27 protein-coding genes and 1 pseudogene are annotated in these 22,935 nt (G+C 72.0%); 14 read left to right on the top strand and 14 right to left on the bottom strand.

The genetic code is table 11. The features are described from left to right. Positions 1 to 28: 28 nt before the first annotated feature. The 5 genes from I8N68_RS25070 to I8N68_RS25050 form a co-directional block, all read right to left on the bottom strand. Entirely contained in the window at positions 29 to 469 is a 441-nt protein-coding gene (locus I8N68_RS25070; protein WP_200214888.1) for a PPOX class F420-dependent oxidoreductase, read from the bottom strand. Between the two features lie 183 nt (positions 470 to 652). After that, entirely contained in the window at positions 653 to 1,678 is a 1,026-nt protein-coding gene (locus I8N68_RS25065; RefSeq protein WP_200214886.1) for an aspartate-semialdehyde dehydrogenase, read from the bottom strand. Positions 1,679 to 1,938: 260 nt separating this feature from the next. After that, positions 1,939 to 3,285: a M16 family metallopeptidase gene (locus I8N68_RS25060; RefSeq protein WP_200214880.1), complete on the bottom strand. Its 1,347-nt coding sequence runs from the start codon at positions 3,283 to 3,285 to the stop codon at positions 1,939 to 1,941. Next, positions 3,282 to 4,574 carry a M16 family metallopeptidase gene (locus I8N68_RS25055; protein ID WP_200214879.1) on the bottom strand — a complete coding sequence of 431 codons (1,293 nt, stop codon included), beginning with the start codon at positions 4,572 to 4,574 and terminating at the stop codon, positions 3,282 to 3,284. The genes I8N68_RS25060 and I8N68_RS25055 overlap by 4 nt, the downstream gene beginning before the upstream one ends. A 97-nt stretch (positions 4,575 to 4,671) precedes the next feature. Continuing rightward, a complete protein-coding gene (locus I8N68_RS25050; protein ID WP_200214878.1) occupies positions 4,672 to 4,887 on the bottom strand; it encodes a hypothetical protein in 216 nt (71 codons plus the stop codon). Positions 4,888 to 5,147: 260 nt separating this feature from the next. Between I8N68_RS25050 and I8N68_RS25045 the strand changes: the two genes are divergently transcribed. The 3 genes from I8N68_RS25045 (at position 5,148) to I8N68_RS25035 (ending at position 7,006) form a co-directional block, all read left to right on the top strand. Further along, entirely contained in the window at positions 5,148 to 6,233 is a 1,086-nt protein-coding gene (locus I8N68_RS25045) for a 3-deoxy-7-phosphoheptulonate synthase (protein ID WP_200214877.1), read from the top strand. A gap of 278 nt (positions 6,234 to 6,511) precedes the next feature. Continuing rightward, positions 6,512 to 6,745, top strand: coding sequence for a hypothetical protein (locus tag I8N68_RS25040; RefSeq protein ID WP_234040555.1), 234 nt, complete (start codon positions 6,512 to 6,514; stop codon positions 6,743 to 6,745). 42 nt (positions 6,746 to 6,787) lie between these two features. Continuing rightward, positions 6,788 to 7,006, top strand: a complete 219-nt coding sequence (locus I8N68_RS25035; protein WP_200214875.1) for a hypothetical protein — start codon at positions 6,788 to 6,790, stop codon at positions 7,004 to 7,006. A 54-nt stretch (positions 7,007 to 7,060) separates the two neighbouring features. Here the strand turns inward: I8N68_RS25035 and I8N68_RS25030 are convergent, their stop codons facing one another. The 3 genes from I8N68_RS25030 to I8N68_RS25020 are packed head-to-tail and all read right to left on the bottom strand — an operon-like array spanning position 7,061 to position 8,278. Further along, positions 7,061 to 7,603, bottom strand: coding sequence for a DUF1360 domain-containing protein (locus I8N68_RS25030; RefSeq protein WP_200214874.1), 543 nt, complete (start codon positions 7,601 to 7,603; stop codon positions 7,061 to 7,063). A gap of 31 nt (positions 7,604 to 7,634) precedes the next feature. Beyond that, entirely contained in the window at positions 7,635 to 7,964 is a 330-nt protein-coding gene (locus I8N68_RS25025) for a hypothetical protein (RefSeq protein WP_200214872.1), read from the bottom strand. Next, entirely contained in the window at positions 7,964 to 8,278 is a 315-nt protein-coding gene (locus I8N68_RS25020) for a DUF6158 family protein (protein ID WP_200214870.1), read from the bottom strand. Before I8N68_RS25020 ends, I8N68_RS25025 begins: the two co-directional genes overlap by 1 nt. A gap of 121 nt (positions 8,279 to 8,399) precedes the next feature. Between I8N68_RS25020 and I8N68_RS25015 the strand changes: the two genes are divergently transcribed. Both I8N68_RS25015 and I8N68_RS25010 read left to right on the top strand, forming a co-directional pair. Beyond that, on the top strand, positions 8,400 to 8,816 hold the full coding sequence (locus I8N68_RS25015) for a hypothetical protein (protein WP_200214868.1): 417 nt from the start codon (positions 8,400 to 8,402) through the stop codon (positions 8,814 to 8,816). A gap of 25 nt (positions 8,817 to 8,841) precedes the next feature. Continuing rightward, positions 8,842 to 9,168: a DUF3817 domain-containing protein gene (locus I8N68_RS25010; RefSeq protein WP_200214866.1), complete on the top strand. Its 327-nt coding sequence runs from the start codon at positions 8,842 to 8,844 to the stop codon at positions 9,166 to 9,168. A 48-nt stretch (positions 9,169 to 9,216) separates the two neighbouring features. Here I8N68_RS25010 and I8N68_RS25005 read toward each other — a convergent pair whose 3' ends face one another. Then, positions 9,217 to 9,744, bottom strand: coding sequence for a DUF6232 family protein (locus I8N68_RS25005; protein WP_200214863.1), 528 nt, complete (start codon positions 9,742 to 9,744; stop codon positions 9,217 to 9,219). A 502-nt stretch (positions 9,745 to 10,246) separates the two neighbouring features. On the opposite strand from I8N68_RS25005, the gene I8N68_RS25000 reads away from it, so the two are divergent. After that, the gene (locus I8N68_RS25000; protein WP_200214861.1) at positions 10,247 to 11,215 is read left to right on the top strand and encodes a C40 family peptidase; all 969 of its coding nucleotides are present in this window, start codon (positions 10,247 to 10,249) and stop codon (positions 11,213 to 11,215) included. Positions 11,216 to 11,288: 73 nt separating this feature from the next. Here I8N68_RS25000 and I8N68_RS24995 read toward each other — a convergent pair whose 3' ends face one another. The 3 genes from I8N68_RS24995 to I8N68_RS24985 form a co-directional block, all read right to left on the bottom strand. Continuing rightward, entirely contained in the window at positions 11,289 to 12,278 is a 990-nt protein-coding gene (locus tag I8N68_RS24995) for a sigma-70 family RNA polymerase sigma factor (RefSeq protein WP_200214858.1), read from the bottom strand. Positions 12,279 to 12,739: 461 nt separating this feature from the next. Further along, entirely contained in the window at positions 12,740 to 13,687 is a 948-nt protein-coding gene (murQ, locus tag I8N68_RS24990) for an N-acetylmuramic acid 6-phosphate etherase (protein ID WP_200214856.1), read from the bottom strand. Next, positions 13,684 to 14,598: a MurR/RpiR family transcriptional regulator gene (locus I8N68_RS24985; RefSeq protein ID WP_200214853.1), complete on the bottom strand. Its 915-nt coding sequence runs from the start codon at positions 14,596 to 14,598 to the stop codon at positions 13,684 to 13,686. The genes murQ and I8N68_RS24985 overlap by 4 nt, the downstream gene beginning before the upstream one ends. Positions 14,599 to 14,909: 311 nt before the next feature. Between I8N68_RS24985 and I8N68_RS24980 the strand changes: the two genes are divergently transcribed. Continuing rightward, a complete protein-coding gene (locus I8N68_RS24980) occupies positions 14,910 to 15,599 on the top strand; it encodes an SDR family NAD(P)-dependent oxidoreductase (protein WP_200214850.1) in 690 nt (229 codons plus the stop codon). On the opposite strand, the gene I8N68_RS24975 is transcribed toward I8N68_RS24980, so the two are convergent. Continuing rightward, positions 15,584 to 16,309 (bottom strand): dTMP kinase, encoded by a 726-nt coding sequence (locus tag I8N68_RS24975; protein WP_200214847.1) that lies wholly within the window; start codon positions 16,307 to 16,309, stop codon positions 15,584 to 15,586. The two genes, I8N68_RS24980 and I8N68_RS24975, sit on opposite strands and share 16 nt — an antisense overlap. 119 nt (positions 16,310 to 16,428) lie before the next feature. Between I8N68_RS24975 and I8N68_RS24970 the strand changes: the two genes are divergently transcribed. From I8N68_RS24970 to I8N68_RS24955, 4 genes and pseudogenes are all read left to right on the top strand, one after another. Beyond that, positions 16,429 to 17,049 carry a nucleotidyltransferase gene (locus I8N68_RS24970; protein ID WP_487047280.1) on the top strand — a complete coding sequence of 207 codons (621 nt, stop codon included), beginning with the start codon at positions 16,429 to 16,431 and terminating at the stop codon, positions 17,047 to 17,049. After that, the gene (locus I8N68_RS24965) at positions 17,046 to 17,315 is read left to right on the top strand and encodes a hypothetical protein (RefSeq protein WP_200214840.1); all 270 of its coding nucleotides are present in this window, start codon (positions 17,046 to 17,048) and stop codon (positions 17,313 to 17,315) included. The genes I8N68_RS24970 and I8N68_RS24965 overlap by 4 nt, the downstream gene beginning before the upstream one ends. A 10-nt stretch (positions 17,316 to 17,325) precedes the next feature. After that, a pseudogene (locus I8N68_RS24960) lies at positions 17,326 to 18,104 on the top strand (metallophosphoesterase family protein). Beyond that, positions 18,095 to 18,238 carry a GPGG-motif small membrane protein gene (locus I8N68_RS24955; RefSeq protein WP_167179460.1) on the top strand — a complete coding sequence of 48 codons (144 nt, stop codon included), beginning with the start codon at positions 18,095 to 18,097 and terminating at the stop codon, positions 18,236 to 18,238. Before I8N68_RS24960 ends, I8N68_RS24955 begins: the two are co-directional and overlap by 10 nt. Before the next feature lie 184 nt (positions 18,239 to 18,422). Here I8N68_RS24955 and I8N68_RS24950 read toward each other — a convergent pair whose 3' ends face one another. Then, a complete protein-coding gene (locus I8N68_RS24950) occupies positions 18,423 to 19,196 on the bottom strand; it encodes a M23 family metallopeptidase (RefSeq protein WP_200214837.1) in 774 nt (257 codons plus the stop codon). 260 nt (positions 19,197 to 19,456) lie between these two features. On the opposite strand from I8N68_RS24950, the gene I8N68_RS24945 reads away from it, so the two are divergent. The 3 genes from I8N68_RS24945 to I8N68_RS24935 all read left to right on the top strand — a co-directional run bounded on the left by I8N68_RS24945 (position 19,457) and on the right by I8N68_RS24935 (position 22,880). Then, positions 19,457 to 20,797, top strand: coding sequence for an ABC transporter substrate-binding protein (locus I8N68_RS24945; RefSeq protein ID WP_200214834.1), 1,341 nt, complete (start codon positions 19,457 to 19,459; stop codon positions 20,795 to 20,797). Between the two features lie 69 nt (positions 20,798 to 20,866). Next, on the top strand, positions 20,867 to 21,916 hold the full coding sequence (locus I8N68_RS24940) for a carbohydrate ABC transporter permease (RefSeq protein ID WP_200214831.1): 1,050 nt from the start codon (positions 20,867 to 20,869) through the stop codon (positions 21,914 to 21,916). A 1-nt stretch (position 21,917) separates the two neighbouring features. Then, positions 21,918 to 22,880 (top strand): carbohydrate ABC transporter permease, encoded by a 963-nt coding sequence (locus I8N68_RS24935; protein WP_200214829.1) that lies wholly within the window; start codon positions 21,918 to 21,920, stop codon positions 22,878 to 22,880. The last annotated feature ends 55 nt before the right edge of the window (positions 22,881 to 22,935 follow it).

Below are 22,935 nucleotides of genomic sequence, written 5' to 3'. Positions count from 1 at the left end.
CCCGTCGCGCGGGGAGCAGTAACTCGGGTCAGCCGCGCGGGGGCATGCCGTAGAGCCGTTCGACATGCAGGCGCAGCACCAGCCGCCGCTCGGCGACCATGGCGGCACGGAAGTCGTCCCAGTCGGGGTGTTCGCCCTGCACCGCCCGGTAGAGCGCGATCAGCTCCTCCACGGTCGCGTCGTCCGCCCGCTCGGCCACCGGGGTCAGCTCCGCCCGTGCCTCCGCCACCGCGTACGCCCAGCCGTCGTCGCTGCTGACCTGGAAACTGGCCCGGGGGTCCCGGCGCAGGTTGGCGGTCTTGGCCCGGCCGTCGGTGACCGAGACGCGGATCAGGCGCCGCTCCGGGTCGAAGGCGTAGACCACGTTGGACAGCTGGGGCCGGCCGTCCCGCTTGATGGTGGCCAGCACACCCATCCAGCGTCCGGCGATCAGCTGGGTCAGGGCCCGCTCGGTCTTCTCGTCCGCCATGGTGTCCTCCGCGTCGAGTCGTGGTGGCCGGGTCGGTCCCTGTGGAACGAGGGCAGATGCCCGACGGGCGATATACCTGAGAGTCATATTTATGCCTCTCAGGTATATCGCTCGCGAGGACATCGGGTGACGGCGACCGATCAGCCGGCCGGGGCGGCCACGAGGCCCCGAAGCGCCAGGGTGTCAGCGGCGCTCGGCGGCGACCAGCTCGGCGAGCTGCACGGCGTTGAGCGCGGCGCCCTTGCGCAGGTTGTCGTTCGAGCAGAAGAGGGCCAGGCCGTGCTCCGCGGTCTCGTCGGCCCGGATCCGCCCGACGTACGTCGGGTCCTGGCCGGCGGCCTCCAGCGGAGTGGGGACCTCCGACAGCGCCACCCCGGGCGCGCCGTCGAGCAGCTCGCGGGCGCGTTCCGGGCTGATCGGCCGGGCGAAGCGCGCGTTGATCTGGAGCGAGTGACCGGTGAAGACCGGCACCCGGACGCAGGTGCCGGAGACCTTCAGCCCGGGGATCTCCAGGATCTTGCGGCTCTCGTTGCGCAGCTTCTGCTCCTCGTCGGTCTCGAACGAGCCGTCGTCGACGATCGAGCCGGCGAGCGGGAGCACGTTGAAGGCGATCGGCCGGGCGAACGACCGCGGGGCCGGGAACTCCACGTCGGCGCCGTCGAAGGCGAGGCCGCTGGCGTGCTCGGCCACCTTGCGGACCTGCTCGTCCAGCTCGGCCACGCCGGCCAGCCCGGCGCCGGAGACCGCCTGGTACGTGGCCACCACCAGGCTGACCAGCTCGGCCTCCCGATGCAGCGGGCGGAGCACCGGCATCGCGGCCATGGTGGTGCAGTTGGGGTTGGCGATGATGCCCTTCGGCCGGTCGCCCACCGCGTGCGGGTTGACCTCGGCGACCACCAGCGGCACGTCCGGGTCCATCCGGTAGGCCGAGGAGTTGTCGATCACCACGGCGCCGGCCTCGGCGACCCGGGGAGCCAGCTCCTTCGCGGTGCCCTTGCCCGCCGAGAAGAGCACGATGTCCAACCCGCGGTAGTCGGCGGTGGCCGCGTCCTCCACGGTGACCTCGCCGTCGCGCCAGGGCAGGGTCCGCCCGGCCGACCGGGCCGAGGCGAACAACCGCACCTGCTCCGCCGGGAACTCCCGCTCCGCCAGCACCTGCCGCATCACGCCACCGACCTGGCCGGTGGCCCCCACAATGCCGATCCTCATGCCCGCGAGGCTACCCAGCCCGTCGACCCGACCGGGAATGCTTTCCCAGGCCCCGGACGCCGCGCGCCGGGCCGGCCCGGGGTCCGGGCAGTCCGGCCGGGCCGCAACGACGCCGCCGTCCGGCCCGCCGGACCGGAAGATCCCAGGTGCCGGCCGGGCCGCGCCGCAGCTTTGCCGCCGGGGCGACCGGGGGCCGGCGTCCCGGCCGGCCCCGGACGCGAGCGACGTCACACACCCCCGGGGCCGACGCGACCGCCGCCTCAGTGCTGGTGGTCGACGACCTCACCGAGGCCGGTCGCGACCAGTTCGTCCCGGACCACCGCCGCGTCACCCTCCACCACCAGGGTCAGCGACTCCGGGTGCAGGTGCGTCGCGGCCGCCGCGGCGACCTGGTCCACGTCGGCGGCGAGCAGCGACTCGCGCAGCCGGGCGTGGTAGTCGTCCGGCAGGTCGTGCACCACCAGCGTGGTCAGCGCGCCGGCGATCGACCGGGGGCTCTGCAACTCGACCGAGAGCTGGCCGGCTCGCCAGGAGCGGGCCACCGCCAGCTCGTCCTCGGTCACCCCGGTCACCTGCGTACGGGTGATCTCGCCGACCGCTTCGACCAGGGCCGGGGCGGTCACCGCGTTCTGCACCCCCGAGCTGACCGCGAACCGGCCGAACCGGCGGGACGAGGCGAAGTCACCGCGGATGCCGTACGTGTAGCCCCGCACCTCGCGGATCAGGTGGTTGAGGCGGGAGGTGAACGCACCGCCGAGCACCGTGCCGGCGAGCGTCATCGGCACGTGGTCGGGGTGGGCGCGGTGCGGGGACGGGTGGCCGAGCCGCAGCGTGGACTGGACCGAGCCGGGGCGGTCCACCAGGATGATCCGCCGGCGCTCGTGCAGCGGCACCTCGATCGGGCCGCCCCGCTCCACCGGCCCGCCGCCGGCCCCCGCGAACGCCGTCGCGGCGAGCGCGTCCAGGTCGGTGCGCTCCAGGTCGCCGGCGACGATCAGCGTTCCCGGGCGGATGAACCATTCGGAGTGGAAGACGGTCACGTCGTCCACGTCCAGCCCGGCCACCGTCTCCGGGTCGCCGTACATCGGGCGGCCCCACCGGTTGTCGGCGCCGAACAGGTCGGCGCGCAGCGCGGCGTCCGCACGCGGACCCGGGTTCGCCCAGTCCATCCGCAGCGCGGTCGCCTCGTCGTCGCGGACCCGCCGCACGTCGGCCGGGTCGAGCCGGGGCGTCCGGACGGCCTCGGCGAGCAGCTCCACGGCGGCGCTCAGCCGCTCCACCGGCACCTGCACGCTGACCTGGAAGGAATCCCAGTCCAGCCCGGTCACCAGCTCGGTGCCGAGCGCCTCGATGGCCAGCGCGTACGCGGTGGCGTCCCGCTGGGCGGTCCCCTCCTCCAGGGCCTTGGCGAGCACCCCGCCGACGCCGTCCCGGCCGACCGGCTCCCGCCCGGCGCCCGCGTCGAGCAGCAGCAGCGCGACGGCGAGGTTCTGCCCGGGCAGGTGCGCGGCGACGACCTGCCCGCCGGCGACGGTACGGCGGACCACCTGCGGGAACCGGTACGGGCGGGCGGCGCCCGGGCCGGGACGGGCGGCGATCAGCGTCATGAGGTCTCCTCGGGCAGGTAGGTCAGGGTGGCCCGGTCGGCGGCACCGAGCAGCTCGGCGGCCTGTTCGGCGATCTGCTCGGCGGTCACCGCGAGCCAGGCCGGCAGGCGCTCACCGATCTTCGCCGGGTCGCCGAACTGGGTGGCGTACCGGCCGAGGACGTCGGCGCGCCCGTCCACGGTGGACATGTGCCGCCACCACTGGGTGCTCAGCAGCGCCTTGGCCCGGTCCAGCTCGGCCGCGGTCACCGGCACGGTGGCCAGCTCGTCGACGACGTCCGTCAGCCCGGTGCGCAGCCGTTCGGCGGTCACCCCGGGGCGGGCGGTGGCGGTGGCGATCAGCGGCGCGGGCCCGTGCGCGAGGTCGACGCCGTACGCCCCGACCAGGTCCGGCTGGGCGATCCGCTCGCCGTCGGCGAGGCGCTGGTAGAGCCGGCTGCCCCGGCCGGTGCCGAGGACGGTGGCGAGCACGGTGGTCACGTCGTACCCGGGGGTGCCGTAGGGGTGGGTGCGGTGCGCGACGTAGACCCGCGGCGCGGGCACGTCGGCGGTGACCGTCTCCACCGCCGGCCGCCCGGTCGCCGGCACGGTGCGCCCGTCCGGCGCCGACGGGATGTCGTCCCGGGCCGAAATGGCACCGAAGTACTTGTCGGCCAGCGCGAAGACCTCGGGCGGCTCGGCGTCCCCGACCACGGTGAGCACCGCGTTGTTCGGCGCGTAGTAGGTGGTGTGGAAGGCCTGGAAGGTGGCGAGGTCGGCGACGTTCAGGTCGGCCATCGAGCCGATCGTCGCGTGGTGGTACGGGTGGCCGGGCGGGTAGAGCAGGGGCAGCAGCCGCAGCCAGGAGTCGCCGTACGGGACGTTCTCGTAGCGCTGGCGCCGCTCGTTCTTGACCACCTCGCGCTGGTTGTCCAGGGTCTCTTGGGTCAGCGCCGGCACCAGGCCGCCCATCCGGTCGGCCTCCAGCCAGAGCGCCAGCTCCAGGTGCTCGGCCGGGACCATCTCGAAGTAGTTGGTCCGGTCCGGGTTGGTGGTGGCGTTGAGCGAGCCGCCGGCACCCTGGATGAACTTCATGTGCTCGGTCTTCGCCACGTTCGCCGAGCCCTCGAACATCAGGTGCTCGAAGAGGTGGGCGAAGCCGGTCTGTCCCGCCGGCTCGTGCCGCGAGCCCACGTCGTACCAGAGGTTCACGGCGACGGCCGGCGCGGTGCGGTCCTCGCTCACCACCACGCGCAGGCCGTTGTCCAGTCGGGTCGTCTCGATGGGCCAGGGGTAACCGCTGTCGGGCATGGGACGACGCTATCCGATCTCGCGGGCGGAAAGGTGACGCGCGGGAGCATCGACGGCCCGCGCCGGGGTACTCGTGAGGCATGCCCGCGGCGTCGGCTCAGTCGGGCGGCTCCACCGGGGTCACCGTCTGATCGGACGTACGGTGCTCCAGGACGGTGTCCGGCGCGGCGTTCCGGTCCTCCTCCCGGACGTCCGACTCGGTGAGGATGGCCTCGGCCTGGGCCTCCGGGTCGTCGCTGCCCAGCGCCGCCTCCTCGGGCAGCAGGTGGGCCCGGGACTCGACCCGGTCCTGGTCGCTCTGCTGGTGACTCATGCCGTCCCCCATACCCCGTGTTCCGCAGTGCGGAACGGAGTGAGGCCTCCCGGTCCCGTCGGGTACGCTGGCTGGCGTGACGCGGTCGTATCGATGGTTTAGGCAGCCGGCTGGAGGAGCCGGTGACTTCACCATGATCTGACGTCACTCCTCTTCAAGCCGGCTGGGCAGGGATCGACTCCCTGCCCTTTTGCGTACGAGCAGCCGGCTCGACCTCGGGCGCCGGCCCCGGGGCACGGTCGGCGAAAGGACAGCCCACCGTGACGACCCCGGACGCGCATCGGGTCATCGACCAGCGGATCGACCGTGTCGTGCCGCTGACCACCCCGGCCCTGTTGCACCACCACCTGCCGCTGGACGCGCCGCTCGCCGAGGCCGTGCTGGCCGGCCGGCGCGCGGTCGGCCGGGTGCTGGACCGCGCCGACGACCGCCTGCTGGTGGTGGTCGGCCCGTGCTCCGTGCACGACCCGGCCGCCGCCCTGGAGTACGCGGGCCGGCTGCGCGAGGTGGCCGACCAGGTCGCCGACGACCTGCTGGTGGTGATGCGGGTCTACTTCGAGAAGCCGCGCTCCACGGTGGGCTGGAAGGGCCTGATCAACGACCCGGGACTGGACGGCTCCGGCGACGTGAACGCCGGCCTGCGCACGGCCCGGGCGCTGCTGCTGGACGTGCTGCGCCTCGGCCTGCCGGTGGGCTGCGAGTTCCTCGACCCGATCACCCCGCAGTACATCGCCGACGCCGTGGCGTGGGGCGCGATCGGCGCCCGGACGGTGGAGAGCCAGGTGCACCGGCAGCTCGCCTCCGGCCTGTCCATGCCGATCGGCATGAAGAACCGCCCCGACGGCAGCATCGCCACCGCGGTGGACGCGATCCGGGCGGCCGGCGTGCCGCACGTCTTCCCCGGCATCGACTTCTCGGGGACTCCGGCGATCATGCACACCCGGGGCAACGCCGACGGCCACCTGGTGCTGCGCGGTGGCGGCGGCCGGCCGAACTACGACGCGCAGTCGGTGGCCGGGGCGCTGGACCTGCTCCGCGCGGCCGGCCTGCCGGAGCGGGTGGTGGTGGACGCCAGCCACGCCAACAGCGGCAAGGACCACCGCAACCAGCCGAAGGTGGCCGCCGACGTGGCCGCCCAGCTCGCCGCCGGCCAGCGCGGCATCGTCGGCATCATGCTGGAGAGCTTCCTCCAGCCCGGACGGCAGGACCTCGACCCGACCCGCGAGCTGGAGTACGGCAAGTCCATCACTGACGCCTGCCTGGGCTGGGACACCACCGCCGAGGTCCTCACCGACCTGGCCACCGCCGTCCGCACCCGCCGCGCCACCCTCTCCACCCCCGCCTGACCCCCACCTGGGGACGGGGAGAGATAAAGCGCCGCCCCGGCCGGAGGCCGGGGCGGCGCTGGTGTCGGTGTGCAGGTCGCCTCTCGGCGAGTGGCACGACGCGGCTCCAGCCGAACGGTATTCCGCGAAGGCAATTTAGGTGAGGCCCGGGGACACTGGACACACCGACGCTCTGCACAACGACGGGTCCCGGTCCCGTGTTCCGGGTGCGGCCGTGTCCGCCGTCACCCCGCTGGCGCCGGCACCGGGGGACGTTTGACCGATTCGGGCCCGGGTAGCTGATCGAGGTGACCGACGACGCACCCGTGCCGGACGAGCCGGACATCCGGCAGCTCGACGACCTGCTGGACGACATCTACCACGGTCAGGAGCGGATCACTCAGGCGGACATCTACCGCCGCGCCGTTGCCGCGGAACTGCCGGCGGAGCTGCTGACCCGGATCGCTGCGCTCCCCCAGGGCGAGTACGCGGCCGACGAGGCGGCCGACCTGCTGGGCGGGACGGTCGCCTGAGTGCGGTTCCACCCCGACCGTGACACCCGAGAGGACAGGCCGATGACCGACCGCGACACCGAGTACGAGGGGCACGAGCACCTGGCGGCGCTCGGCCAACCGACGGAGGGCGTGGACACCCTGCCCGAGCCGGACTTCGCCAACGAGCACGACCGCACCGCCGTGGAGCGGGAGGTGGTGACCGACGAGGATGCCGACGAGCGGGAGCCCGAGGCCGCGCGCGGCTGGGCCGGGGAGGACCACGGCACGACCCCCACCTGACGAACGCGCGGGACGCCGAAGGGGCCGGGAGACCGGCCCCTTCGGCGTACCACGTCACCGCTCGTCGTGGTCTCCGCCCTCAGCGACGCGCTGGGCCACCGCGTACCCCATCTGGAGGAAGTCCGAGGCGGCCACCGCGGTCAGCGCGGTGGCGACCAGCCGGGTGAGCCGGGGCGCCAGCACCAAACCGCCGGTGAGCCCGGTGGCCACCCAGACCGCCAGGCAGAACGGGCAGCTCAGCAGCTCGCCGATGGCGTGCCGGGTGGAGCTGCCCTGGTCGCGGACCTGCTCCATCACCTCGCCGCTGCCGATCGGGTGGTCGTACCGGGTGAAGGGGGCCCGCAGCGGGCTGGTCACCGCGTCCTTGGACAGCAGCCGGCTGAGCTTGTGCGTGGCGATGGAGAGCAGCACCACGTCGGACGGGGCGGGCCGCTCCGGCACCGGACGCCCGGTCGCCCGGACCACCCCGGCCAGGATCGCGGTGACGGCGGCGTACGTGCCCATTGCCGTCAGGTACCCGCCCAGCGGTCGTTGCTCGTGCGGCGCGTACGCCTGGCGCAGTCGCGCCACCTTCTGCTTCAGCCCACTGCTGGTCACCCGGTCTCCTCGGTCCGTCACGGGGGCCGGCTCAGCCGGCGGTCAGGTTGTCGGCCACCTCGCGGGCGAGGTTGTTCAGGGTCTCGTCGGCCAGCCCGTCGGTCTCCCCGCCGGCCAGGTCGAGCCGGACCCGGGCGCCGCCGGCGTCGGCCGGCTCCACCTGGATCTCGGCGGACCAGCCGGGCGCGGAGTCGCTCGCCCACCGGGCCCGCAGCTCGTCGGCGCTGGCCACCTCCGGCCGGCTGCCACCGTCCCGGCGCAGCGGCTCGGGCAGCCAGGACGCGGCACGGGCGGGGTCGGTGGCCGTGTTGAAGACCACCTCGGGCGGCGCGGACATGCCGCGCTCGGCGCGCGCCCCCATCAGGCGTCCCGCAGGCGGCTCGGGTCGACCTCGCGGCCCGGGTGCCGGGCGAGGTACTCGGTCTCGAGCTCGGCGGTGCGGCGCAGGTGGTGGGCGAGCGCGGAGTCGGCCGCGTGGCGCAGGGTGTCCAGCCGGGTGCGGTGCAGGCTGTGCATCTCGCGGATCAGGTCCTCGTCACCCAGCTCGGTGGGGTCCACCCCGAGCAGCTCACCGTCCACGTCCTCGCCGGCGGCGTCCCGCATGTGGTCGGCGTCCCATTCCGGCAACCGCTGTTCCGGGCTGGCGTCACCGCTGTGGCGTACTGATTCGGTCATCGTCGCCCCCTCGTCTCGTTCGGGCTGGCGTCTAGACGGATGCCCACCGGGAATGCCACCAAACCCCACGGACTACGACGCCGCGTCGGAGACGGCCGATGGCCCCGGTACCCTCGATGGCATGAAGCGGCTCTGGACACCGGGGTGGATCGCCCGCCACGTGGCCATGGTCGTGCTGGTCGTGGGCTTTCTCGGCCTCGGCTGGTGGCAGGTCACCCGGGCCGCCTCCGGCAACACGCTGAGCTTCGGGTACGCGATCGAGTGGCCGGTCTTCGCCGGCTTCGTGATCTTCGTCTGGTGGCGTGAGGTGCGGCACACGCTGCGCGGCACGCGCGGCGACCGGTCGAGCCCGGTGCCGCCGGCGAGCGCCGGCTCCGCGCCGACGGCCACCACCCCGGGGGTACGCCGGCCGGTGCGGGTCAACCGGGTGCCGGTGCCGGCCGACGGGGCCCAGGACGGCGACCTCGCCGCATACAACCGCTACCTGACATGGTTGAACGCCAACCCGGGCGCGAAGCCCGGCGACTATCCCGGCTGAGGCCGGTACGGAAGGACGGACGACGGTGGGCGGAGCCTTTACCCGGTACCGCGTGATCGCCTGGATCGTGGGCGTGGCGCTGGCGGTGCTGGTCCTGATCGGCATGCCGCTGAAGTACGGCTTCGACAAGCCGACCGTGGTCGCGGTGGTCGGCACCGCGCACGGCTGGCTCTACATGCTGTACCTGGCCGCCACGTTCGACCTGTCCCGTCGGGTCGACTGGCCGCTGAAGCGGATGCTGCTGGTGATGCTCGCCGGCACCGTGCCGTTCGTCTCGTTCTACGCGGAGCGCCGGGTGACCCACTGGCTCAGCGCGGAGCGGGCGCGGACGCCGGAGCCGGTCGCCGGCTGACCGCCGGCCGGGCCGGTCCCGGCCGGCCGGTGGTCCTGACCTCGGCGGTCAGCGGTTCGGCCGCCACGGGTCGGCGGAGGCCGGGGGATCCCCCCAACCGCCGTGCCGGGCACCCTCGCGGGCCCGCTGCAACGCGCGGGTCACCTGGCCGAACTGCCGCTCGTCGTCGCTGCTGAACAGCAGCACCTCGGCGCCCCGGTAGCGGCCCCACAGCTCGTACGCCGGTGGCCGCCAGCGGTCGCCGACCAGCACCAGGGCCAACGGCAGCAGGCCGACCGCCCCCAGGGTCAGGTACGCCCCGGCGGTGAGCCGCTGGAGTCCGCCGGTGAAACCGAGCAGCACCCCGACGCCACCGATCATGGCGGCGGTGACCACGACGGCGCGGACGGCGAGCCGGTCGTGCGGGCCGCGACCGGTCCAGAGCTGGGTGAGTTCGGCGACCGGCCAGCTGTTCCGGCCGACGGTGAAGCGCTCGCCGGTGACGACGATGCCGGGTCGGGCGTAGAGCAGGGTCGGGGCCGCGCCGGTCGGTTTCGGCGACCGGGGCGGGCGGGTGGCGGAGCCATCGGTCTGCACGGCGTCCTCCCAGAGCTGACGCGCCGGGGAGGTCTGCGCCGCCGGTGAGCGGCATCGATGCCGTCCGGCGGATTCCCGGCTCCGCGCTTCATTGTGTTGCGGTCGCGCCAACGGGACCGGGTGGTTTCGGACCGCTGGCACCGCCCTGCGGGCCAGCGCATGCCGACAAACGGAATCCATTTCGGTCTTTGTCAGTATTTTGCCGCGAGCGGGCTGGCGACATCCGTCCAGAACGACGAATCGCCCGAACCGCCCGGACCGTCCGTTTGAGGCCGAGCCGGCGACCGCAGGACTGCGAACCGGTCACGAAGCGTAGTCCGTATCGCCAGCACTTCCTGACACTTTGCCAACATTCGCCCCTGCTTCAACTGCGGGTAACTCGCGTCCCGGGTTAGGTTGTCCGGGCCGGACCGGTCGACCGCCATCCACCCGGATGGCCCCGGGCCGGTGTCGCCCGCGCGCGCATACGACCGGGCGACCGTGGGAGAGGAGTCTTCCGCTCTTGTCGTCCTTACGGATCCTGCTGCGCTCACTGGCGGTCGCCGGCCTCTCGGCCGCGCTGATCGCCCCGGCGTCGGTGGCGCGGGCCGAGCCCACCCCGGCCGAGCTGACGAAGCAGATCGAGAAGTCCTCGACTGAGCTGGAGCGAATCGTCGAGTCCTACAACAAGCTCAACGAGGAGATCAAGGCCAACAAGGCCACCGCGGCCACGTTGCAGGCCAAGATCGGCCCGTTGCAGGAGCAGGCCGAGCGGAGCCGCTCCGACGTCGGCACGCTCGCCGTGACCGCCTACAAGACCGGTGGACTGCGGACCGCGGAGGCCCTGCTGGAGCAGGGTGGTTCCACCTCGGTGGCCGACCGGCTCAGCACCCTGGACCAGCTGACCCGGCAGCGTCAGGAGACCATCGCCGGCTTCACCAACGACCAGCGCAGGCTGATCGACCAGAAGACCCGGCTGGACGCCACGCTGGCCCGGGAGGCCGCACAGGCCAGGCAGCTGGTGGCGGGTAAGAAGAAGATCCAGGCCGACCTGGCCCGGCTCTACGAGCTGCGCCGGCAGGCGTACGGGCGGGCCACCGAGGCACCGGCGACGTCGAGCTCCGCCGGGAGTGCTCCGGCGATCTCCGGCGCGGCCGGGACGGCGGTGCGGTACGCGTACGGGGCGATCGGCAAGCCGTACGTCTGGGGTGCCGACGGACCCGACGGGTACGACTGCTCGGGGCTGACGCTGGCCGCCTGGCGGGCCGCCGGCAAGTCCCTGCCGCACAACGCGGCGATGCAGTGGGACGCCACGTCCCGCATCAGCCGGAGCTCCCTGCAACCCGGTGACCTGATCTTCTACGAGGGCCTGGGGCACGTATCGCTCTACGTCGGCGGCGGTCAGGTGATCGACGCACCGAGCGCGGGCCGCAACGTGCTGAAGCGGGACATGAACATGATGACGATCGCCGGCTACGGCCGGGTGCGCTGACCCGCCTTGAACGGCGAACGGCCGGCGTCCCCCTATCGGACGCCGGCCGTTCGTTCTGTCCATTACTACCAGGTCAGGCCGCCTGCAGCCCCTCGGCCCGAGCCAGCTCGCGGAGCCGGCCGAGGGCCTGGATCTCCAGCTGGCGGATCCGCTCGCGGGAGAGCGAGAACCGCGACGCGACCTCGGTGAGCGAGTGCTCGCGACCGTCCTCGAGGCCGTAGCGGGCCCGCATGATGCCGGCCGACCGGTCGTCGAGGTGGTTGAGCAGCCCCTCGATCCGCTGCCGCTCCAGGCCGCTGAGGACGATGTCCTCCGGGGACGGGGCGTCACTGTCGGCGACCAGGTCGCCGAGGTTGGTGTCGCCGTCGTCGCCCACCGGGGTGTCCAGCGAGACGGTGTCCTGCGACCAGCGGCGCAGCTCGTTGACCCGCTCGACGGTGACGCCGAGGGCGGCCGCGATCTGCTCCGGCTCCGGGTCGCTGCCCAGCTCACGGGTGAGCTGCCGGGCCACGTTGCGCATCCGGTTGACGTCCTCCACCAGGTGCACGGGCAGCCGCACGGTGCGCTCCTGCTGGGCGATCGCCCGGCTGATCGCCTGACGGATCCACCAGGTGGCGTAGGTGGAGAACTTGTAGCCACGCTCGTAGTCGAACTTCTCGACCGCCCGGACCAGACCGGTGTTGCCCTCCTGGATCAGGTCCAGCATGGGCATCCCGGACCGCACGTAGCGGCGGGCGATCGACACGACCAGTCGCAGGTTGGCGCGGATGAAGAGGTCCTTCGCCCGCTCGCCCTCGACGACCAGTCGCTCCAGGTCCTCCCGATCCACGCCGGCCGGGACCTGGTCCTCGCCGAGCAGGTGCTCGGCGTAGAGCCCGGCCTCGATCGCCTTGGAGAGGTCGACCTCCTTGGCGGCGTCCAGCAGCGGCGTACGGGAGATCTCGTGCAGGTAGACGCCGACCAGGTCGCGCTCCTCGGCAACCTCGTCGGTTCGCATGCCGATGTTCTTGTCCACGGTGCCCACGGTCCCCTCGCTCGCGCCGGTTGCCCGGTTCCTTGCCATCCCCACGTCCGTCAGCCCTCCCCCGTAACTTCCGCTGTGCCCATCGGTGCTGACACCTACACAACAGATGAGACGTGTCGGGGATTCCATGTCGTGAGTCGAAACTGTCACGAATGCCTGAGTAGTAGCTGAGAGCCCGGTCGACGTTTGCTGTCAAGGCCCCGCCCGGTCGGCTGCGTCGCCGCCCCGCAAACAGGGCGACGGATCAGCGAAATCGTCGTGCCCCACGGAATCGCACCATTGCGAAATCCATGAACACAGCGACCCGCGTCACCGCCTCATTGCGATCCTGGTCACTGCCAGATACGCGCCGGTGGACCGGTCGGTTCAGCCACGGGTGAGGATTACCCCACCCCTCGATGAACAATCCGCAGCGCGAAAGACGTCCCGGACGCGGCGTGACGCGCGTCGCAGCGGGACAGGCGGGGCGATGGGACCCACGGAGGGGCGCCGGCGGGGAGTCAGGAGGCGAGCAGGTCCAGCGCGCCGCGCACCTGGTCGGCGGAGCGGGCCAGGGCGGCCCGGGCGGCGGCGACCTCGGCGCCGGAGACCAGGGACACCAGGGCGGTCTTGAGGTCGCCGTCGGCCTCCTGCAGCGCGCGCCGACAAACCTCCTCGGCGCAGCCGGTGGCCTCCATCAGGATCGAGATCATCCGGCCGCGCAGTTTCGCGTTGGTGGCCACCATGTCGATCATGAGGTTGGAGTAGACCCGGCCGAGTCGCACCATCACGGCGGTGGAGAACGTGTTGAGCACCAGCTTCTGTGCGGTGCCCGCCTTCATCCGGGTCGACCCGGTGACGACCTCCGGTCCGGTGTCCACCCCGATGAAGACGTCCACCGACGAGGCGGCCTCGGCCTCCGGATTGGCGCAGAGGAGCACGGTCCCGGCCCCCTGCGCCCGGGACGCGGCGAGCGCCCCGAGGACGTACGGGGTGCGCCCGCTGGCGGCCAGACCGACCACCAGGTCCCCGGGGCGTACGCACTCGGCCGCCTCGGCCGCGCCGGCCCGGTCGTCGTCCTCGGCGTCCTCGACGGCGCGCCACATCGCGTCGCGCCCGCCGGCCAGGTGCGAGCAGAACCAGTGCCGCGGCGAGTTGAAGGTGGGCGCCAGCTCGGCGGCGTCCAGGACGCCGAGCCGCCCCGAGGTGCCGGCGCCGAAGTAGTGCACCCGGTGCCCGCCCCGCAGCGCCGCGACCGCGAGGTCGACGGTCTCGGCGATCTCGTCGAGGACGGCGGCCACCGCGGCCGGCACCCGCCGGTCCGCCTCGTTGATGACGGTGAGCACGTCCCGGGTCGACATCAGGTCGAGGTCGACGCTGTGCGGGTTGCGCCGCTCGGTGGGCGCGCCGACGCGCACCACCGGCCGGACCGCGGACAACTCGTCGCGCTCCACCCGACCGGCGGTCATCCGCGCCTCCGCGTCGAGCCCACCCGGTGCGACTTGACCGCCTCGGCGGTCACCTCCAGGGCCTTCTTCGCCTTGGCCCGGTTGCGCGCCGCCACCCCGACGAAGAGGCAGTCGACCACGGTGAGCTGGGCCAGCCGGCTGGCCATCGCGCCAGATCGGTACGTGGTCTCGCGCGCCGCGGTGGTGAGCACGAAGTCGGCCACCTCGGTGATCGGCGAGCGCGGGAAGTTGGTCAGCGCCACCGTGGTGGCGCCGCGCGCCCGGGCCTGCTCCAGCACCTCGATCACGTCCGACGTGGTGCCGGTGTGCGAGATGCCGACCGCGACGTCGCCCCGGCCGAGCAGGGCGGCCGAGGTGAGCGCGGTGTGTACGTCCGGGAAGTAGAAGGCGGTGCGGCCGATGCGGTGCAGCTTCTGCTGGAAGTCGGAGGCGACGAAGCCGCTGGCACCGGCGCCGTACACGTCGATCCGGCCGGCGCCGCCGATCGCCTCGACGACCTGCTCGCAGACGGCCGGGTCGAGCTGTTCGGCGGTCTCCTCGACGGCCCGCGCGTCGTTGAACGCGATGGTCGCGATGATCTGCGCCAGGTCGGCGCCCGGCGGGATGTCGCCGCCGACCACCCGGGCGTCCGGCGGCTCGATCCGGCGGGCCGCCTCGGCGGCGAGCCGGATCCGTAGCTGCGGGTAGCCGTCCATGCCGACCGACCGGCAGAACCGGATGACGGTGGCCTCGGAGGTCTCGGCGGCGGTGGCGAGGTCGGTGATGGTGCGCCGGGCGGCGCCCGCCGGGTCGGCGACGACCAGCCGGGCGACCCGCTGTTCGGCCGGGGACAGCGATGGGAGCAGGCCACTGATGTGGACGATCAGTCCACCTTGCTCGTGACTCGCAGAAATCTTCGGACTCTTCGCCACGGATGAAACTTACTTTCACGAGGCGTGACCGTCAACCATCACCGCGCGTATCCGGAAAAGTACCGCCTTACGTGCCGGCCCCGCCGGGCAAGGGTCCCACTACCCCTGCCCCGCCGCCTCATCCGCTCCGGCCGAGTCCGCAGTGCCGGCCGGCCGGCCGACCCGCCGTCGTCCATCCCCGGCCAGCCGGACGGCCGGCCCGACCCGCCGGTCGGCCGTCCGGGCGCACCGGTCACGCACCGGCGCCCGGACCGGCGGGATCCGCCCGCCCCCCGGCCCCGGCGGGAACCTCTGCCGGCTAGCGTGTGGCCATGGCGGAGCGCAGTGTGCTGGTCACCGGAGGCACGGGCGGGCTGGGCGGGGCGGTCACGGCCGCCTTCCTGCGGGCCGGCTGGCGAGTGGTCGTACCGGAGCGTGAGGGCGCGGCGACGGAGCCGGCGGGGGCCGGACCGGTCCGGCTCACCGCGGACCTGCTCGATCCGGCCGGGGCCGCCCGGGCCGTGGAGCTGGCCGCGGCCGACCCGGCCGCGCCGCTGCGCGCCGTGGTCAATCTCGTCGGCGGGTACGCCAGCGGCGGGCTGGTGCACGAGACGCCGGTCGAGGAGTTCGAGCGGATGCTCCGGATCAACCTGCGCCCGACGTACCTGGTCACCCAGGCGGCGTTGCCGCATCTCGTCGCGGCCGGCGGCGGCGCGGTGGTCTGCGTCTCGGCGCGCGCCGCGGTGGCCCCCTTTCCCGGCGCGGCGGGCTACGTCACGGCCAAGGCGGCCGTGCTGGCCTTCGCCAATTCCGTGGCGGTGGAGTACCGGCCGCGCGGGGTACGGTGCAACACCGTGCTGCCCAGCGTGATCGACACCCCGGCCAACCGCGCCGCCCAGCCGGACGCCGACCACCGGCGCTGGGTCGCCCCGGCAGAAATCGCCACGGTGATCCGCTTTCTGGCCTCCGACGAGTCCGCGCCCACCAGCGGCGCCAGCATCCCCGTCTACGGACGGGCCTGAGCCGACACCGGACCGGGCCGCCCGGGCCCGGTCGCCAGCGGGTCGGCGTCGTCCGGGCCGGTGGCGGCGGGCCGGTCGCCCGGCAGCCACTCGGTGAGGTGCGCCCGGATCCGGCGGGAGACCTCGTCCGGCGAGCCGCCCGCGTCGACCACCACGAAGCTGGCGTACTCGGGCAGCGTCCGGTACGCGGTGGCGGCGGCGGTGAGCCAGTCCATGCTCTCGTGGTCGGTGCCGCGCCGCTCGATTCGCCGGTACGCCTCGGCCGGGTCGACGGTGAGCAGGAAGGTCACCTGGGGGGCCGGGAAGAGCCGGTAGCCGACCCGGGTCAGCCGCTCCCACCGCTGCCCGCCGTGCGCCCGGATGCTCGCGTACTGGCAGGCGGAGTAGCGGTCCATCACCGCCGTCCGGCCGGTGACCAGGCAGCTCAGCAGGGCCAGGGCGATGGCCAGCCAGCGGAGCGCGGACTCGACCGCGAGCATCCCGTTGCGCCCGACGAGCCGCTGGGCGTCCGGGCGCCCGAGCCGGTGCGCGAGGCGGCCCAGCCAGCGCCGGCCGCCGGCGTTGCGGTGGTAGGTGGCCGGGTGACCGGCCGCGCTGAGCGCCTCGGCGAGCCGGTGCGCCTGGGTGGTCTTGCCCGAGCCATCGATGCCGATCAGGGCGATGGTGCGTAGTCGGGCCCTGCCGCGCCACGCCCGCAGTGATCTGGCCACCTGCCCAACGCTATCCGATCCGCGCTCGCACTCTGACGATTTGTCCCTTTCTGTACCGTGGAGGCCGCCCCCGTGCCCGGGCCAGGTGTGGCCGACCGGCTTGCCGGGTACGCAACTTCATTCCCACCGCCATGCGACGACGACGGGAGACCCAGATGGCCGAGCGCGGGGACGAGACCCTGGTCCACACGCTGAAGAAGGTCGCCGCCGTGCTCAAGCAGTCCGAGATCCCGTTCGCCCTGGGCGGCAGCTTCGCCGTGTACGCGCACGGCGGCCATTCCAGCGAACACGACGTCGACTTCCTGATCCGCGAGCAGGACGTGGACCGGGCGCTGGAGGCGCTGGTCGCGGCCGGCTTCACCGCCGAGCGGCCGCCGGAGGACTGGCTGGTCAAGGTCTACGACGAGGGCCGGATGGTGGACCTGATCCACCGGCCGATCGAGACCCCGGTGACCGAGGAGACCTTCGCCGACACCATCGTGCGCCCGGTCGACGCGATCCACATGCCGGTGCTCTCGGCCAGCCAACTCATGGTGCACAAGCTGCTCAGCTTCTCCCAGCACTACTGCGACTTCGCCCGCGCCCTGCCGCTGGCCCGTTCGCTGCGGGAACAGATCGACTGGGAACGGGTACGGAAGGAGACGCAGCACTCGCCGTACGCCGAGGCGTTTTTGGTGCTGCTCGACCGGCTGGACGTCCTGCCGCACGGCGGCACACCCGGAGGAAGGGAGACACCGTGAACGAGGAGCACGGCGGCGCGCCGCCCGACGAGTACGTCGAGGCGGAGATCCACCGTCTGCTGGCCGAGGACCCGGACGTCGCCGAGCAGGGGATCACCGTGCTCCGCCGCGAGCGGGGGCTGGTCCTCTACGGCGAGGTGGAGAGCCCGCACCGGCGCGAGGAGATCCTGCGCCGGGTGGCCGAGCGCTTCCCCGACGTGCCGATCACCAGCGACATCGGGGTGATCCGGGCGCAGGCACCCACCCAGGTCGAGGAGTTGCCGTGAGGGGGGTGGAATCGTGATCCGAATCGCCGCCGTCGGCGACGTGCACGTGGACGAGGACGTGGTCGGCCGGTTCCGGCCGGCCCTGGAGGAACTGCCCGACTGCGCCGACGTGCTGCTGCTCGCCGGCGACCTGACCCGGCACGGCACCGAGTCCGAGGCGCGCTGCGTGGCCCAGGAGTTCGGCAATCTCGGGGTGCCGGTGATCACCGTGCTCGGCAACCACGACCACCAGTGCGACCAGGTGCCGCAGGTGGTCAAGGTGCTGGGGGACGCCGGGATCACCGTGCTGGAAGGGACGGGGATGGTGCTGGAGTGTGCCGGCGGGCGGCTGGGCGTGGCCGGAGTGAAGGGCTTCGGCGGCGGCTTCGCCGGGCGGTGCGCCAGTGACTTCGGCGAGCCGGAGATGAAGGCGTTCGTCCGGACCACCAACGAGAGCTCGGAGGCGCTCGGCAAGGCCCTGCGCGGGCTGGAGTGCGACCTGCTGGTCGCGCTCACCCACTACTCCCCCGTGCCGGACACCCTCGCCGGCGAGCCGCTGGAGATCTACCCGTTCCTCGGCTGCTACCAGCTTGGCCAGGCGATCGACTCGGCGCCGACCGCGCTGGCCCTGCACGGGCATGCCCACCACGGAACGGAGCGGGGCACCACGCCGGGCGGGGTACGGGTCCGCAACGTCGCCCACCCCGTGATCAAACAGGCGTACAGCATCTTCCACCTGGGAGATCATCTGGTCGGCTGAGCCAGGTTTCCGGGCGCGAATGGCCGGGTACTCAGCCGCCATGGAGCTGATTCTCTGGATTCTCGCAGTCGTACTCGTGGTCGCCGGCATCCTCGCGCTGTTCCGCCGGCAGATCCTGTGGGGCGTCGTCCTCATCGTGGTCGGTCTTCTGGTCGGCCCGGGTGGCGTCAGCATCTTCAGTTAGGCGCCGATTCCGCACCTCCCCTGACCCGCCGGGGTCGTCGGGTCCGGAGCTCCGTCCTCCCAGACAGGAGCATCCGGGCACGACGACCCCGGCGCCGTGCTTCCCGGCGGCGTGACGCCTGCCGGGCGGCGACGGACGCATGAGCCGGGCCCCGGTCGCCCCGGGGCCCGGCCGCGCCCCGCCGTCAGCAGCGGGGGACGTTCGGTATGTAGCCGTCGTAGCCGGTCTGGACGTACGCGTCCGAGACGTACCGGCCGCTGCCGATCCGGTCCCAGATCGAGCTGGTGCCGTACGTGCCGGTGACCGTGGTGCCGGAGGTCTGGCAGTAGATGGTGACCGTGGTGCCGTCGGCGACCGAGCCGACCGCGGTGTAGCCGGTGCCCGGCCCGGAGCGGACGGTGAGATCCGCGCCGGCGGTGTTCACCGTCCCGGTGGCGGTGGTCGAGGAGCAGTTGTTGTCGCTGGTGTACGTCTTGGTGCCCCAGTAGAGCGCGAGCGTGCCGTTGAACCGGGCCTGGATGTCGTTGCCGTTGAGCCGCTGCTCGTAGTGCAGGTGCGGGCCGGTGGAGCCGCCGGTGCTGCCCACCCAGCCGATCACCTTGCCGTAGCTGATGCTCTGCCCGACCGAGACGTTGAAGCCGTTGAGGTGGGCGTAGTAGGTGGTGTACCCCCCGCCGTGGTCGATCCGGACGTACTTGCCGTAGCTGGTGCCGCCCAGGTCGGTCACCCGGTCCACGGTGCCCGGCGCGCTGGCCACCACCGGGTCGCCGAGGTCGTCGGTGCGGTTGAAGTCGATCGCGTACGCCGGGCTGTGGTCGGAGCGGGTCTGCCCCGACCAGGACTGGCCGCAGGGGAACGGCACCTTGAAGGTCGGCGCGGCCATCGCCGGTGCCGCGGGCAGCAGGGTCGCCGCGACCAACAGGCCGGCCGCCACGAGGCTGAACCACCGTCTACGCATCCAGCACCTCCTATGTCGAAATCCTTCGATTCGATCGATCCAGCGTGACAGAAAGTTCCATCGATGGGAAGGGTCGGAGCGGGCCGGAAAGTGCGGTGCGTGGGAGCGCGCCCACGGCCGGTGAGCGGGTTTCGGGATTGTTACCGGGCCGTGTCCGGCAGGGGGTGGACTCGGACTGATGCAAGCGCTTACATGTGGGGACGACCATCGGACCGGCGCGGGTTCGGTTCCCCCACGCGCCGGCAAGGAAGGAGATCGGCATGGCGTTTGCCAGATCACGCCAGGCTCTCGCGATCGCCGGCGTACTGGGGCTGGCGCTCGGCGCCACCGCCTGCGGCACCGGCAACGACAAGAAGAGCGAGAAGGCGAGCTCCCCGGAGTGCGCCGCATATGACAAGTACCAGGGCCACGACGGCAAGAAGGTGACGATCTACTCGTCGATCCGGGACATCGAGGCCGACCGCCTTGATCAGTCCTGGAAGCAGTTCGAGGACTGCACCGGCATCGATATCGACCACGAGGGCAGCGGCGAGTTCGAGGCCCAGCTGGGTGTCCGGGTCGACGGCGGCAACGCCCCCGACCTGGCCTTCATCCCGCAGCCGGGTCTGCTCAAGCGGTTCGTCGACTCGGGCAAGATCAAGACGGTCGGCGCCGACACCAAGGCGCTGGCCGAGCAGAACTTCACCCCCGACTGGCTGAAGTACAGCACCGTCGACGGCAAGCTCTACGGCGTTCCGCTCGGCTCCAACGTCAAGTCGTACGTGTGGTACTCGCCGAAGACCTTCAAGGAGAAGGGCTGGACCGTCCCGACCACCTGGGACGAGCTCATCGCCCTGAGCGACAAGATCGCGGGGAGCGGCACCAAGCCGTGGTGCGCCGGCATCGAGTCCGGTGACGCCACCGGCTGGCCGGCCACCGACTGGATCGAAGACGTGATGCTGCGGACCCAGGGTCCCGAGGTCTACGACCAGTGGACCACGCACGGCATCCCGTTCAACGACCCGAAGGTCGCCGACGCGGTCAACAAGGCCGGCACCATCCTCAAGAACGAGAAGTACGTCAACGGCGGCTTCGGCGGCGTGAAGAGCATCGCCACCACCTCCTTCCAGGAGGCCGGCACGCCGATCACCACCGGCAAGTGCGCCATGCACCGCCAGGCGTCCTTCTACGCCAACCAGTGGCCGGAGGGCACCAAGGTGGCCGAGGACGGCGACGTCTTCGCGTTCTACTTCCCGGCCATCGACCCGGCCAAGGGCAAGCCGGTGCTGGGTGCCGGCGAGTTCGTCTCGGCCTTCGCGGACCGTCCCGAGGTCCAGGCGGTGCAGACCTACCTGGCCTCCGGCGAGTACGTCAACAGCCGCGCCAAGATCGGCGACTGGCTGTCGGCGAACAAGAAGCTCGACATCAACAACGTCCCGAACCCGGTGGACAAGCTCTCCGTCCAGATCCTGCAGGACCAGAAGACCGTCTTCCGCTTCGACGGCTCGGACCTGATGCCGGCCGCGGTCGGCGCGGGCACCTTCTGGAAGGGCATGGTCGACTGGATCAACGGCAAGGACACCACCACGGTGCTCAACGGCATCGAGGCCAGCTGGAAGTGATCTGAGGCGGTGGCCCGGTCCGCATCCGCGGGCCGGGCCACCCTCGACCGAACCCTTGAAGGAGGGTCGATGGAGTTCGACTTCGCGGAGGAACAGCCGAAGTTCCTCATGCTGATGTACGGGCTTATCGCTTTCGTCGTGGTGGTGGGCGGCCTGCTCCTGCTCCTCGACGTGGTGCCGGCCTGGTTCGCCCGCCGTCGCGAGGCGCAGTTGATCGCCGCCTCGGCGAGCGGCGCCCCGCTGCCCCGCCGGCGCAAGCAGCGGGAGGGGCTCTTCGCGCTCTTCTTCCTGCTGCCGACGCTGCTGCTGCTCACGATCGGGCTGGTGGTGCCGGCGATCCGCACCACGCTGCTCTCCTTCATGAACGCCGACAGCAGCGGCTGGGTGGGCCTGCGCAACTACGGCTGGATGTTCTCCGAAGGCTCGATCATCCGGGTGCTGATCAACACGCTGGTGTGGGTGATCCTGGTCCCGCTGGTGGCCACCTCGTTCGGCCTGCTCTACGCCGTGCTGGTGGACAAGGCCCGGTTCGAGGCGGTCGCCAAGTCGCTGATCTTCCTGCCGATGGCCATCTCGTTCGTCGGTGCCACCATCATCTGGAAGTTCGTCTACGCCTACCGGGGCGACGGTCAGGAGCAGATCGGTCTGCTCAACCAGATCGTGGTCGGCCTCGGCGGCGAGCCGAAGCAGTGGCTGCTCGAATCGCCGCTGAACACCTTCCTGCTCATCGTGATCATGATCTGGATCCAGGCCGGCTTCGCCATGGTGGTGCTCTCCGCCGCGATCAAGGCCATCCCGGCCGACATCGTCGAGGCGGCCCGTCTGGACGGGGTCAGCCCGTGGCAGATGTTCTGGCAGATCACCATGCCGAGCATCCGGCCGGCGCTGATCGTGGTGGTCGTGACGCTGTCGATCGCCACGCTCAAGGTCTTCGACATCGTCCGGACCGCGACCAACGGCAACTACGACACCAGCGTCATCGCGAACGAGATGTACAACCAGGCGTTCCGGTACCAAGAGAACGGGCAGGGCTCGGCCCTGGCGGTCTTCCTCTTCGTCCTGGTCATCCCGATCGTGATCTACCAGATCCGCAACCTGCGTCAGCAGCGGGAGGGCTGAGATGACCACCGCCACGCCCACCATCCCCGCCGGCACCCAGGCCACCGGGAAGACCACGCGCGTCGCCCGCGTCCGCAAGCGGCTGAACAGCCGTACCGCGACGCTGGCCTCGATCGTCATCGCGCTGGTCTGGACCATCCCCACCTTCGGCCTGCTGGTCTCCTCCATCCGGCCCGAGAACGAGATCAAGACCACGGGCTGGTGGACGTTCTTCACCAACCCGCAGTTCACCCTGGACAACTACCAGCAGGTGCTCTTCAGCACCTCCTCCTCGTCCGGCCAGCTCGCCAGCTACTTCATCAACTCGCTGGCGATCACCATCCCGTCGGTGCTCTTCCCGCTCGCCTTCGCGTCGCTGGCCGCGTACGCGCTGGCCTGGATCAACTTCAAGGGCCGGGACTGGCTGTACATCGCGATCTTCTCGTTGCAGATCGTGCCGCTGCAGATGGCCCTGGTGCCGCTGCTGAAGTTCTTCTCCACCGGCGTCACCCTTGGCGGCGTCACCCTGATGCCGGCCTGGGACCTGGTCGACGAGCAGAAGTTCGCCCAGGTGTGGTTCGCGCACACCTGTTTCGCGCTCCCGTTCGCCGTCTTCCTGCTGCACAACTTCATCTCGCAGCTGCCCAAGGACCTGATGGAGGCGGCCCGGGTCGACGGGGCCACCCATCCGAAGATCTTCCGCACCATCGTCCTGCCACTGATCACCCCGGCCCTGGCGGCCTTCGGCATCTTCCAGTTCCTCTGGGTCTGGAACGACCTGCTGGTCGCGCTGATCTTCGCCGGGGGCGGCGACGAGACCGCCCCGCTCACCGTCCGGCTGGCCCAGATGGCCGGCACCCGGGGCAACGAATGGCAGCGGCTGACCGCCGGCGCGTTCGTGTCGATCGTCGTACCGCTGATCGTGTTCCTGTCCCTCCAGCGTTACTTCGTCCGCGGCCTGCTCGCCGGCAGCGTCAAGGGCTGACCCGTCGGTCCGCCGCCGCCGGTCCCCCGGCGGCGGCGGGCGCGGGTGGAGCGGG

This window comes from Micromonospora coerulea, assembly GCF_016598485.1.
GTDB classification, from domain to species: Bacteria; Actinomycetota; Actinomycetes; order Mycobacteriales; family Micromonosporaceae; genus Micromonospora; species Micromonospora coerulea.
Note: the sequence above shows the minus strand (reverse complement) of the source record. Positions and strands in the feature narration are given on the sequence as shown.